The 12779-nt window shown below is 71.1% G+C and carries 7 protein-coding genes and 1 tRNA gene; 5 read left to right on the top strand and 3 right to left on the bottom strand.

Annotated elements, in window-relative coordinates; all coding sequences use genetic code 11:
* Positions 1 to 192 precede the first annotated feature (192 nt).
* From AB0F13_RS24015 to AB0F13_RS24005, 3 genes are all read right to left on the bottom strand, one after another.
* Positions 193 to 2355: an MMPL family transporter gene (locus AB0F13_RS24015; protein ID WP_362085908.1), complete on the bottom strand. Its 2163-nt coding sequence runs from the start codon at positions 2353 to 2355 to the stop codon at positions 193 to 195.
* Between the two features lie 608 nt (positions 2356 to 2963).
* A complete protein-coding gene (locus AB0F13_RS24010; RefSeq protein WP_362085905.1) occupies positions 2964 to 3779 on the bottom strand; it encodes a DUF899 domain-containing protein in 816 nt (271 codons plus the stop codon).
* Between the two features lie 658 nt (positions 3780 to 4437).
* Positions 4438 to 4510: transfer RNA gene (locus tag AB0F13_RS24005), tRNA-Arg, on the bottom strand.
* 305 nt (positions 4511 to 4815) lie between these two features.
* Between AB0F13_RS24005 and AB0F13_RS24000 the strand changes: the two genes are divergently transcribed.
* The 5 genes from AB0F13_RS24000 to ettA all read left to right on the top strand — a co-directional run bounded on the left by AB0F13_RS24000 (position 4816) and on the right by ettA (position 12777).
* Positions 4816 to 6447 carry a dynamin family protein gene (locus AB0F13_RS24000; protein ID WP_362086018.1) on the top strand — a complete coding sequence of 544 codons (1632 nt, stop codon included), beginning with the start codon at positions 4816 to 4818 and terminating at the stop codon, positions 6445 to 6447.
* A gap of 5 nt (positions 6448 to 6452) precedes the next feature.
* Positions 6453 to 8381, top strand: a complete 1929-nt coding sequence (locus AB0F13_RS23995) for a GTPase (RefSeq protein WP_362085902.1) — start codon at positions 6453 to 6455, stop codon at positions 8379 to 8381.
* Between the two features lie 263 nt (positions 8382 to 8644).
* The gene (locus AB0F13_RS23990; protein ID WP_362085899.1) at positions 8645 to 9244 is read left to right on the top strand and encodes a single-stranded DNA-binding protein; all 600 of its coding nucleotides are present in this window, start codon (positions 8645 to 8647) and stop codon (positions 9242 to 9244) included.
* A gap of 238 nt (positions 9245 to 9482) precedes the next feature.
* Positions 9483 to 10922: an LAETG motif-containing sortase-dependent surface protein gene (locus AB0F13_RS23985; RefSeq protein WP_362085896.1), complete on the top strand. Its 1440-nt coding sequence runs from the start codon at positions 9483 to 9485 to the stop codon at positions 10920 to 10922.
* Between the two features lie 190 nt (positions 10923 to 11112).
* Positions 11113 to 12777, top strand: a complete 1665-nt coding sequence (gene ettA, locus AB0F13_RS23980) for an energy-dependent translational throttle protein EttA (protein ID WP_362085893.1) — start codon at positions 11113 to 11115, stop codon at positions 12775 to 12777.
* Positions 12778 to 12779 lie beyond the last annotated feature (2 nt).

Raw genomic sequence — 12779 nt, 5'->3', positions numbered from 1 at the left:
AACAAGGGAAGCTGACATCTTCCTGCACCGGATTTCCGAGGGGCGAGACCCCACCGTCCCGCGACCCCGCCTCCGGCCGCATGATGCCGCCGGCACCGCGCCGCCTCGGCTTCTGCGGTACGCGAAACGACGCCGGCCCTCCGCGACAGTGTCGCGGAGGGCCGGCGTTCGGTTGTCAGCGCGGGACCGTGGTCACACGCCGGCGGATTCCACAGTGTGCTGGGGCTCCTGTGCGAGAGGCCGGCCGGATGCGGACCCGGCGGATCCACCGCCGCGGTTGGGCCACCAGGCCTTGTCGCCGAGCAGCGCGGTCACCGTCGGCACCAGCAGCAGAGCCATGATGAACGCGGTCAGCAGGATGCCGAACGCGACAGCGAATCCCATCTGCTGGAGCATGGAGTTGTCGGCCAGCACCAGGACGCCGAAGGTGCCCGCCAGGATGACGGCCGCGGAGCCGATCGTCGGCGCCGAGTGGGTGACCGCGAGCCGCGCCGCCTCGGCCGGGGACTTGCCTCGGCCGACCTCTTCGCGCAGGCGCGCCACCATGAGGATGTTGTAGTCGGTGCCGATCGCGACCACGAACAGGTACACGATGATCGGCAGCATGAAGAGCAGGCCGCGCTCGCCCTTGATGTCCTGGAAGAGCCACACGGTCGAACCGAGGGTCGCGGTGAAGCCCAGGCTGACCGCGATCATCAGGTACACCGGCGCGACCACGCTGCGCAGCAGCAGGCCAAGGATGATCATGATGGCGAGTCCGGCGACAGGGAAGACCAGCTTGTAGTCGTGGTTCACCGCGTCCTCGATGTCGGCGAGTACCGCGGTCGTGCCACCCACCAGAGCCCTCGTGCCCTCGGGCGCGCTCTTGTGCACGGTGTCGCGGAGCGTGCCGGAGACCAGCTCGATGGCCTTCTCCGACGCCGGCCGGTACTTGAGCACCATGTTGTACTGGGCGACGTCACCGCTGGGGTTCAGCTTCGCCGGGGAGACGTCGCCGACGCCCTCGGCCTTGGAGATCGCCTGCTGGAAGGTGTCCAGGGCGGCCTTGTCGAGCTTCCCGCCGTCCTTGGACTGGATGTACACCAGGCTGGGGTCCGACTCGCCGGCGGAGAAGCTCTTCTGCATGTCCGCCATCGTCTGCACGGACTCCAGGTTCTTGGGCAGCGAGCTCTCGGAGTCGAACTCGGACTTGAAGCCGAGGGTGCCCAGCGCGAGGACGACGAGCACACCGCCGGAGACGGCGGCGACCAGGGCGGGACGCCGCGAGACCATGTTGCCCACACCGTTGGCCAGCCGGTTCTTCGGAGTCCGCTGCCACGCCTTGGACGGCCAGAAGGCCTTGGTGCCCAGCAGGGAGAAGACCGCGGGTACCAGGGTGAGTGCGGCGACGAGCGTCACGCCGACGGATATCGCCAGCGACGGTCCCATGGCGCGCATGCTGCCCATGGTGGACAGCACCAGGGCGAGGAAGGCGACGATCACCGCACCGGCGGCGGAAGCGATGGTCTCGCCGACCCGGGAGACGGCGTCGATCAGCGCCTGCTTCGGCTCCTGGCCGGTCCTCAGGTGCTCCCGGTAGCGGAACAGCAGGAAGAGTATGTAGTCGGTGCCGACACCGAACAGCACCACGATGAGGATCGCTGAGACGCTACTGTCGGCCTCCAGGCCGAAGACGCTACTCGCGGTCGCGATGAGGCCCTGGGCCATGACGAACATCAAAATGATCATCAGCACCGGCAGCAGGGCGATGAGCGGGCTGCGGAAGATGGCGCCGAGCAGCACGATAATCAGGAGCACGGTGGCCATCATGATCATGGCGTCTGTGTCGCCCCCCGACTCCTTGGCGTCCACGCTCGTAGCCGCCGGACCGGTGACGCCCATCTTCAGCGAGCTGCCCTGGAGCAGCTCCTTGCCGTCCGTGCGCAGCTTCTTGACCGACTCGAGGGTGGCTTCCTCCCCAGGGTCCTTCTTCGTGGAGAAGACGCTCGCCAGCGCCATTCTGCCGTCCTTGGAGACCGCCTCGGGAGAGGTCACCACGTTTCTGAAGTTCTCGTACTTCTTGGCCTCGAGCCCTTCGGTCGCCTTGACGACGACGGCCCGGTCGGCATCGGTCAGCTTCTCGCCGTCGGTCCGCTGATAGACGACGATGGCCGCCGCGCTCTCCTGCTGCGGGAAGGCGCTCTCTTGGAGCTTGCCCACCTGAACCGACTCATAGTGGGATGGGAGGAAGTCGGCCTGATCAGTACTCGATTTCAGTTCCGGGGCCAGTCCGGCCAGGGCGACCGCCGCGACAATCCAGGCCACGATGGTCAGCCATGGCCGGTTGACGGAGAACCGTCCTATCCGTCCGAACATGACGCTCCTTTACGAAAGTTATTTCTGCTGCCGGCTCCAACTGCTCGGGAGGACGGCATCCGTTTTCAGTGTCCGTTCGCCGGACAGCACCCATGGCAGGTTAGGAGCGGATGCTCAGCCGTACCATGTGGTCCCGCGGAAATCGTCCCGTGAGCTGACCTGCCCTCCGCCGTGCGGTGGAGGGCGGTATCCGCCTGGAAGGTGGCGGAGGGCAATGTGCATCCGGATCGAAAACCGCGTGTCAAGTTTCGGTCATGCCGCTGAGCGCTTGGTGCGAAGCAGCTCCCCATGGCAGGTTGTTGACAGCCTTTTCGGAACTACTGGTGCTGTCCGTGTGTCTTTGTTTTCCCTGTGTCCTCTTGTGGACATGCCTGCGAGGGCTCATATCCATAAGAGGAAAGGGGTCGTTGCGACCGGGCGATGTCTGGGCGGCGCCGACGGCACTCCCGGGGCGCGCCTCCGGGCCGGCCGCCGGGAAGCACTTCCGGGCGGGGCGGCCGGGCACCCGCCAGGGGTCCCTTGCGGCGAGGGCGGCGAACGGCGTCGCATCGTCCGGAGGTTCCGCCCGGCACCTGACACCTTTTGCCGACGCCGTCGACGAAGGCGCGTCAGTGGTGGTGGCCGTGCCGGCCGAGGGTCTCCACGGGGGTCGCGCCGGGGCGGGTCCACTGCGGCACGGGCCGGCTGGTCGGGCCCCAGGTGGCGACGCCGTCGGCGTCCGCGCGCCAGTACCAGCAGGCCTGGCCGCCCTCGGACGGGTGCCCCTCGCGGACATCGCCGATCACGGGCCAGCCCTCGGGGTTGTCCTCCCACGCCTCGCCGCGGCCGTAGGGCGTCATGTCGAGCAGGCCGAGGGACCCGTTGACCGGCTCGTTGCCACGGCCCGTCGTGGCGTAGGTGAGGAACACGCGGTCGCCGTCGCGCAGGAAGCAGACGATGTGCCCCATTTCTCCGCCGACCGGCGCCTCCAGGCCCCGCACCGAGTACCAGGGCTGGGTGTAACCCATGAACTCGACGTAGGGAGCCACCTCGTCCCACGGGCCCGAGGTCAGGACGGCGAACGAGACGCCCCGGGCGTTGAGGTAGACGGCATCCTTCACGTGCCAGGCCGTAGTGGTGCAGCCCTCGCACTGCCCCTGATGCGGCGCGCCGTCGTACCACATGTGCTGGTAGACCACGAGCTCGTCGCGCCCCTGGAACAGGTCGAGGAACGGGACCGGCCCGTCAACGCCGGTGACCTCGACCGCGCCGTCGAGCTCGACCATCGGCAGCCGCCGCCGGGCCGCGGCGATCGCGTCGCCCTCACGGGTGTGCGCCTTCTCGCGGACCAGCAGCTCCTCGCGCGCCGCCTGCCAGGTGGCCAGGTCGACGACTGGCGGCTTGCCGGGGAGGTTGCTGCTCGCGTTGCCGGGCGTGGCCGTCATGGTGTCCTCCGTGGTGTCTCGTGCCGGGCAGCGTCGTACGACGCCCTACGACGCTCACCGGACCAGACTCGGCACCCGGGTGGAACTCATCACGGCAGGGGGCGCCCTCGGCCGAGCCTGCCACACGTCGGGCTGACAAGTTCACAGACGCGCTCTGCGAGGTCGCCCTCTGAGTCGGGAGAACGCGGCGACGGGGCTACAGGGCAGGCTCACCCAGGCCGCAGCCGTTAAGGATCGAGCGTCCCAACTGCCGCCGTTCCGCAACCGGCTGTTTCACGGAACCGCGGTCAGAGCCCTGAACCCGGACCGCAAGACGGTCCGGCGCTTCCGCGTCACCGACCTCGGCGAGCTCCTGGCCTCGGCCCACCACCGGCGCCCGAGGAACGTGCCGGAGCCGTTCAAGCCGGCTCCGCGCGTTCTTCGCCCCCCTCTACTACGCGGGTCTGCGCCCGGAGGAAGCCGTCGCCCCGCGCGTCGAGGCCGCCGCGCGGCCCGAGACCGGCTGGGGCGAGTTCCTCGTCTACGCCGTCGAGCCCGAAGCCGGCAGCGCCTGGACGGACGACGGTGCCGTCCGCGAGACCCGCGACCTCACGGGCCTCGTGCCCCTGACCAGCAAAAACGCCCCTCCCAACGGGAGGGGCGTGCAATCTGGAGCGAGCGCCCCCGGCAGGACTCGAACCTGCGGCCAAGCGCTTAGAAGGCGCCTGCTCTATCCACTGAGCTACGGGGGCCGGTGTGTGCGGCGGTCGCGGACGGCTGAAGCCCCGGGCTCGGTGGTGCCGTGACCTTGCCGGGGACAAGGATAGGGCTCCGCGTACCTCGTCCCGGTTGCTTCACCTCCGTGACACGATGTGGAGGTTCGGTGAAGCGGTCCTGATAATCGCAGGCAGGTGCGATTTTCGCATCGTTTTTGACGCATCAGTCAGCGGGTGTTGTGCACTCGTTATGCCTGGGCCTCTTGCGCCACGCCTCGCGCGCCAGGGGCTATACGCTTCAAAAACGCCCCAGAACCGGGCATTCTACACGTGTGGCGACCTTGGACGTACGGCCCCGACTGCTTGACGCGCTGTCCGCACTGCGTGACCGCGTGGACGCCGCACGCTTCCCGCTCCCCCTTCCCGGCGCCGCCCGCGCCCGCCGAAACCGGGCCGAGCTCCTGGCGCAGCTCGACGACTACTTGGTGCCCCGGTTGTGCGCCCCCGAAGCGCCGTTGCTGGCGGTTGTCGGCGGGTCCACCGGAGCCGGGAAGTCCACTCTGGTCAACTCGCTGGTGGGGCGTCGGGTCACGGAGGCGGGGGTGTTGCGGCCGACAACCCGCATGCCAGTTCTGGTGTGCCATCCGGATGATCATCACTGGTTCGCCGGGGACCGGGTGCTGCCGAAGCTGCAGCGCGTCTGGGTGCCGAACCAGGAGGCCGCCGCGGCGGCGTACGAGGCGGAGGCGATGGACGACGGAGTGGTCGAGGGCAGGGAGGAGGTGGCGGAGGACGAGCCGCTCGCCCTGCGGGTGGAGACCGACCGCGCCCTGCCGCGCGGCCTGGCCCTGCTCGACGCGCCCGACATCGACTCCCTCGTCGCCCGCAACCGCGAACTCGCCGCCGCCCTGATCTGCGCCGCCGACATCTGGGTGCTCGTCACCACCGCCACCCGGTACGCCGACGCGGTGCCCTGGCACCTGCTGCGCACGGCCAAGGAGTACGACGTCACGCTCGTCACCGTACTGGACCGGGTGCCGCACCAGGTGGCGGTGGAGGTGTCCCGGCAGTACGACGCGCTGCTGGAGAACGCGGGCCTGGGCGACGTGCCCCGCTTCACCATCCCCGAGCTGCCCGAGTCCGCGGGCGGCAGCGGACTGCTGCCCTCCACCGCCGTCGCGGGGCTGCGCGCCTGGCTCACCCAGCAGGCGGAGGACCCGGCCGCCAGGACCGTGGCGACCGCCCGTACCGCACGCGGGGTGCTCTCCTCGCTCGGGTCCCGGCTACCGGGGCTCGCCGGCGCCTCGGCCGTACAGCACGCGGCGGCCGTACGGCTGCAGCAGCGCGTGGAGGACGCGTACGGGCGCGCGGTCGAGCGCGTGCGCCGGGAGATCGCGGCGGGGGAGGCGCTCGCCGGGGACGCCCTCACGCACTGGCGCGGATACCCCCGCGACAGCACCCCGGACGAGCTGCTCACCGCGCTCACCGGTTCCGTGGTCGCCTTGCTGAGCTGCGCCGCGGACGCCGCCGACGAGGAGATCGCCGCGGCCTGCGGTGGCGACCCGGCGGCCGAGGAGGCGCTGGCGCCGAGCGACCCGGACGGCGCGCGGGCCCGGATCGGCGTGGCCGTACGGCGCTGGCGGCGCTGCCTGGAGGAGATCGCGGAGGAGGAGGTGCGCGCGGCGGAGCGCGACCGCGGCCCCGAGAGCGAGCGGACCGCCGCGCTGCTCGGGGCGGCGCTGCTGGGCGGCCGCCGGGCGGCCAAGGCGGGGTCCGGGCTGGCGGAGACGTTCGGCGCGCAGGGCGCGCTGCGGCTGCGGGACCGCGGCGGGCAGCTGCTGGCCGACTGTATCGAACAGGTTCTCGACGCCGAGCGGGACCGCAGGGCGGCCCCCCTGGAGGCCCTGGAGATGACCCCCGACCACCAGGTCGAGCTCATCGCGGCGCTGTCCGTACTGCAGAAGGAGTGGTGAAGGCCGTGCCGTCAGCTGACGAAGTGAACCGCTTCTGGAACGACGGCCTGATCGCGCGCCGCGGCCGGCCGGAACGTTCCTCGCGTGAGGCCGCGCACCTGGAACGCCCGGCCGCGGCCCAGCCGGCCCCCGCCGTGCCCCGGGTCGCGATGTCGCCCTCGCCGGCGGGCCTGGTCCTGCGGCCCCGGCTCGACGCGCTGCGCGAGCTGGTCGGGCTGTCGCGGGCGCGGCTGGACCGGTGCACGCTCGCCGAGGCGGGGCGCGTACTGGAGGAGGCGGCGGCCCGGCACCGGTACGCGCTGGACATGACGGTGGTGGCCATCGCCGGGGCCACGGGCAGCGGCAAGTCGACGCTGTTCAACGCCCTCGCGCGGGCGCAGCTGTCGGAGGCCGGGGTGCGGCGGCCGACCACCGCGATGCCGATCTCCTGCGCGTGGACCGACCGCGCGGACGGACTGCTCGACCGGCTGGGCATCCCCGCCCGGGGGCGCCGGCAGCCGGTACGACCGTATGACCCGGCGCTGAACGGCCTCGTCCTGCTCGACCTGCCCGACCACGACTCGGCCGCGGACGGGCACCGGGAACAGGTGGACCGGCTGCTGGGGCTGGTGGACGCGGTGATCTGGGTGGTGGACCCGGAGAAGTACGCGGACGCGGTGCTGCACGAACGCTATCTGCGGCCGCTGGCCGGGTACGCGGAGGTGACGTTCGTCGTCCTCAACCAGGTGGACCGGCTCTCGGAGGACGCGGCGGACCAGGTGCTGGACGATCTGCGACGGCTGCTGGACGAGGACGGGCTGGCGCTCGGCGAGCACGGTGAGCCGGGAGCCGCGGTGCTGGCGCTGTCCGCGCTGACGGGAGCGGGCATCGGCGAACTGCGCGAGTCCCTCGGGATGTTCGTGGCCCGCCGGAACGCGGCGGAGCTGCGGCTGACGGCCGACGTGGACGGCGTCTCGGCACGGCTGCGGCCGGCCTACGTGGCGGACGGGCGGCCGGGGCTGACGGAACGGGCACGCCAGGAGTTCGAGGACCGGCTGGCCGAGGCGGTGGGCGCCCAGGCCGCGGGGCTGGCGGCGGAACGGGCGTGGCGCCGGGACGCCGAGCGGGCGTGCGGCACGTCGTGGACGCGGCTGCGGTGCTGGACCGAGCGCGGCCGGGGGCGCCTCTCCGGGGACCTGGAGTCCGACGGGGGCGCACCGCGCGGCGCGGGCGCCGACACCACCGGCCCCCTCACGCCGTCGCGGCGCCGCACGGCGTCCCGGCCGCTGGTCGAACAGGCCGTACGGGCCCTGGCCTACGAGGCCTCCGCCGGGCTGCCCGGCCCCTGGGCCCAGGCCGTCCGCGAGGCGGCCGGCCGCGGCGCGGAGGGCCTCGCGGAGGCGCTGGACGAGGTGGCCGCCGTCGCCACCACGGCCGCGGTGACGGGCACGAGGCGCGCGGGCATCGGCCTGCCCGGCGGGCCGCGTACGGGCGTGGGCTGCGCCGACGGCGGCCGTACGGGCGTATGGCCCACGGGCGTCGGGCGGATGGTCACGGGGCGCACGGGCGCCGGGCGTACGCGCCAGGGCGCGGCGGGCCGCGCGGTACGTCCTCGCTGGTGGGCGGCGGTCGCGGCCGGACAGGGCGTGCTGTCGGCGCTGCAACTTCTGGGTGCGGTGTGGCTGATGGGCCTGTTCAGGGGCGAGTTCGGCGGGGCGTGGTGGGTGCCGGGGGCGATGCTGGCGGGTGGCGCCCTGGGCGGCCCGGTGCTGGCATGGTGCGGCCGGCTGGCGGCGCGGGGCCCGGCGCGCGGGTACGGGCTGGAGACGGAGCGCCGGCTGCGGGGCGCGGCCGCGGGGTGCGGGCGGGCGCGGGTGCTGGAGCCGGTGGCGGCCGAGCTGCTGCGCTACCGGGAGGTGCGCGCGCAGTTCGTGATCGCGGCGGGGGAGGCGTAGCGGGGCGCCGGGGGCTTCTGCGGCGGCGAGTGGTCTTCTGCGTCGGCGAGCGGCCTTCCGCGGCAGCGAGTCGTCTTCTGCGGCGGCGAGCGGTCTTCCGCGGCAGACCGCGGAATCCTGAGGCAGAGGAGAGCGGCCGGGGGCGGCGGGACCCGTGTGGGTGACGAAGTTGTCCCCAAACGACGGGCCGTCCACAGGCCCCAGCGAGTCCCGGCGATCGGCGCCACCATGAACGTCATCAGCCGACGGGGGAGGCGTTCCGAATGAACGAGACACTGGTGACAGTCGTGGGCAACGTGGCCACGCAGCCCGATTTCAGGGAGGCGGCGAACGGGGCGGCCGTCTCGCGGTTCCGGCTCGCGGCGACGGCGCGCCGCTGGGACCGGCAGCGGGAGGAATGGACGGATGCGTACACGAGCTTTTACACCGTGTGGGCATGGAGGGCACTGGCGGGGAATGTGGTCGGCTCGGTGACGGTGGGTGAACCGGTCATCGTGCAAGGACGGTTGAGAATTCAGGAACAGGAGCGCGACGGAAAGCGCTGGCTGTCGGCGGACATTGACGCCGTGTCGGTCGGGCACGATCTCGCGCGGGGCACTTCGGCGTTTCGCCGGGTGTCGCCTGCCAGGCCGCTGCCGGTCGAACCGGTACGCATGGCGGGTGCGGAGCCGGCCCCCGCCTGGGGCCGGATGCCGCTCCAGGCCTCGCCCCAGGCGCCGCCCCGAGCCCCGTACGGGACGCCGGATCCGGCAGCCCCGGCGCACCTTCCGGCGGTGGCGGCCGAGGTGGTGGCGGAGATGGCGGCGGCGGCCGGGGCGGCGGGCGGGGCCCAGGCCGGGGCTGTGCCGGTAACCGCCCCATGAGATGGGGCATTTGTCCTGGAGATTTATCGATATATGCGGGACCGGATACGGCCTGTGCGATAACGATTCCGATTCGGATCGGTTGTGCGCAGGCATCCGTGGGCATCGTGTTGCGCCCGCTCCCTAAGATCCCGTCCATAGCAACGGGGGCTCGTGAGTTTTGAGTTGCCCGGTGGGGCGCGCCCGGAACGGTCTGCATCTGACCTTCGCGCGAGCGCGCCTGCCCGAAAGGAAATCCATGAACTCTGTAAAGAGGCGGGGCGCGCTCCGTCTTGCGTCGTCGATTCTGGCGTCCGGTCTGGCCGTCGGCGGCACGGTCACCCTGGCAGGCCCCGCGGCCGCGGACGACGCGCCGCAGAACCAGGGCGGCGTGAGCGCCACGCTCGGCCGCATAACCGCCGGCGGCGGGGCCGAGGTGCAGGACCGGCGCAAGACCGGCAACGTCATGGCGGGCCTGTTCGAGATGAAGGTCGACGGCGGCGGCACGCTTCAGACGTACTGCATAGACATCCTCACCAACACCGTCGACGGCGCGAAGTACAAGGAGACCGGCTGGGACGAGTCGTCCCTGCACAACAACGCCGGCGCGGGCAAGATCCGCTGGATCCTCCAGCACTCCTACCCACAGGTCAACGACCTCGCCGCGCTCGCCAAGGCGGCCGGTGCGGACAAGCTGGACGCGAACACCGCGGCCACCGGCACGCAGGTCGCCATCTGGCGCTACTCCGACCACGTCAAGGTCGACGCCAAGAGCCCCGCCGCCGAGAAGCTCGCCGACTACCTCACCAAGAGCGCCGAGAACGTCGAGGAGCCCAAGGCCTCCCTCTCGCTCACCCCGCCGGCCGTCTCCGGCAAGTCGGGTCAGCGCATCGGCCCGGTCACCGTGCGCACCAACGCGGGCAGCGTCGCCGTCGCGCCCACCGCCGACGCCGCCGCCAAGAAGGTGAAGGTCGTCGACAAGGCCGGCAAGCCGGTCACCTCCACGGTCAACGGCGGCGAGCTCTTCTTCGACGTCCCGGCCGGCATCCCCGACGGCACGGCCGCGCTCAAGGCCACGGCCGCCACCAAGGTCCCGGTCGGCCGCGCCTTCATCGGCGACCACACCAGGACCCAGACGATGATCCTGGCCGGCTCCAGCGAGAGCACCGTCTCCGCAACCGCCACCGCGAACTGGGCCACGAAGGGCGCCATACCGGCCCTGACCGCCAAGAAGAGCTGCGAGAAGGGCGGCGTGGAGGTCACCGCCGACAACAAGGGCGACCAGCCGTTCACCTTCGAGCTCGAGGGCAAGAAGCACACCGTCAAGCCCGGCGGCTCCGAGACCACCCTCGTGAAGGTCGGCGAGGACCAGGCCTACAAGATCACCATCACCGGGCCGAACGGCTTCTCCAAGACGTTCTCCGGCATCCTCGACTGCAAGACCGCCGAGACCGGCACCACCACCGGCGGCGGCACCACGGGCGGCACCACCACGGGCGGCTCCGGCACCCCCTCCGCCTCCCCCGGCGCGCCGACCGGCGGCAGCGCCGGCTCCACCGGCTCCACCACCGGCGGTGACCTCGCCAACACGGGCAGCAGCAGCGCCACGCCCGTCATCGCCGGTGTCGCGATAGCCCTGGTCGTGGTCGGCGGCGGAGCCGTCTTCCTCCTCCGCCGCAAGAAGACCGCGGGGCAGTAGGGCCCGGCCCTGCCGAACCCCGGCGTACGGCGGTCCGCGTCCGGCCGGTGACCGGACTCGTCCCCCGGTCACCGGCCCGTCGGCCGTAACGCGTTTCCGCCAAGGGCTTCCGGTACGGCAAGATGGGGTGTATCTGCCCTCACGCGGCGGAGCCGCACATTGGCCCTTCTCGATTGCCGGACGGTTTCTCTTGGCTGAGTACATCTACACCATGCGCAAGACGCGCAAGGCGCACGGCGACAAGGTCATCCTCGATGATGTGACGCTGAGCTTCCTGCCCGGTGCGAAGATCGGTGTGGTCGGCCCCAACGGTGCCGGTAAGTCCACCGTCCTCAAGATCATGGCCGGTCTGGAGCAGCCGTCCAACGGCGACGCGTTCATTTCGCCCGGCTACAGCGTCGGCATCCTGATGCAGGAGCCGAAGCTGGACGAGTCCAAGACCGTCCTGGAGAACGTCGAGGACGGCGTCGCGGAGATCAAGGGCAAGCTCAACCGCTTCAACGAGATCGCCGAGCTGATGGCGACCGACTACTCCGACGCGCTGCTCGAGGAGATGGGCAAGCTCCAGGAGGACCTCGACCACGCCAACGCCTGGGACCTCGACGCGCAGCTCGAGCAGGCCATGGACGCGCTGGGCTGCCCGCCCGCCGACTGGCCGGTCGGCAACCTCTCCGGTGGTGAGAAGCGCCGCGTCGCGCTCTGCCGCCTGCTGCTGGAGGCCCCCGACCTGCTGCTCCTCGACGAGCCCACCAACCACCTCGACGCCGAGTCCGTGAACTGGCTGGAGCAGCACCTCGCCAAGTACGCGGGCACCGTCGTGGCGATCACCCACGACCGGTACTTCCTCGACAACGTCGCCGAGTGGATCCTCGAGCTCGACCGCGGCCGCGCCATCCCCTACGAGGGCAACTACTCCACGTACCTGGAGAACAAGGCCTCCCGCCTGAAGGTCGAGGGCCAGAAGGACGCCAAGCGCGCCAAGCGGCTCAAGGAAGAGCTGGAGTGGGTCCGCTCCAACGCCAAGGGCCGCCAGGCCAAGTCCAAGGCGCGCCTCGCCCGGTACGAGGAGATGGCAGCCGAGGCCGACAAGATGCGGAAGCTGGACTTCGAGGAGATCCAGATCCCGCCGGGCCCGCGCCTGGGCTCCGTCGTCGTCGAGGTCAACAACCTCTCCAAGGCGTTCGGTGACAAGGTCCTCATCGACGACCTGTCCTTCACCCTTCCGCGCAACGGCATTGTCGGCGTCATCGGCCCGAACGGCGCCGGCAAGACGACGCTGTTCAAGATGATCCAGGGCCTGGAGAAGCCGGACTCCGGCTCCATCAAGGTCGGCGAGACCGTCAAGATCTCCTACGTGGACCAGAGCCGCGCCAACATCGACCCCAAGAAGACGCTGTGGGCCGTCGTCTCCGACGAGCTGGACTACATCAACGTCGGCCAGGTCGAGATGCCCTCGCGGGCCTACGTCTCCGCGTTCGGCTTCAAGGGCCCGGACCAGCAGAAGCCGGCGGGCGTCCTGTCCGGCGGTGAGCGCAACCGCCTCAACCTGGCGCTCACCCTCAAGCAGGGCGGCAACCTGCTCCTCCTCGACGAGCCGACGAACGACCTCGACGTCGAGACCCTCTCCTCGCTGGAGAACGCCCTGCTGGACTTCCCCGGCGCCGCTGTGGTCGTCTCCCACGACCGTTGGTTCCTGGACCGGGTGGCCACGCACATCCTGGCGTACGAGGGCGACTCCAAGTGGTTCTGGTTCGAGGGCAACTTCGAGTCGTACGAGAAGAACAAGGTCGAGCGCCTCGGTGCGGACGCGGCCCGTCCGCACCGTGCCACCTACAAGAAGCTGACCCGGGGCTGATC

The organism is Streptomyces sp. NPDC026206, assembly GCF_040638465.1.
Classification (GTDB): Bacteria; Actinomycetota; Actinomycetes; order Streptomycetales; family Streptomycetaceae; genus Streptomyces.
The sequence above is the reverse complement of the archived record's forward strand: the minus strand, read 5'-3'. Positions and strand labels throughout refer to the sequence as shown.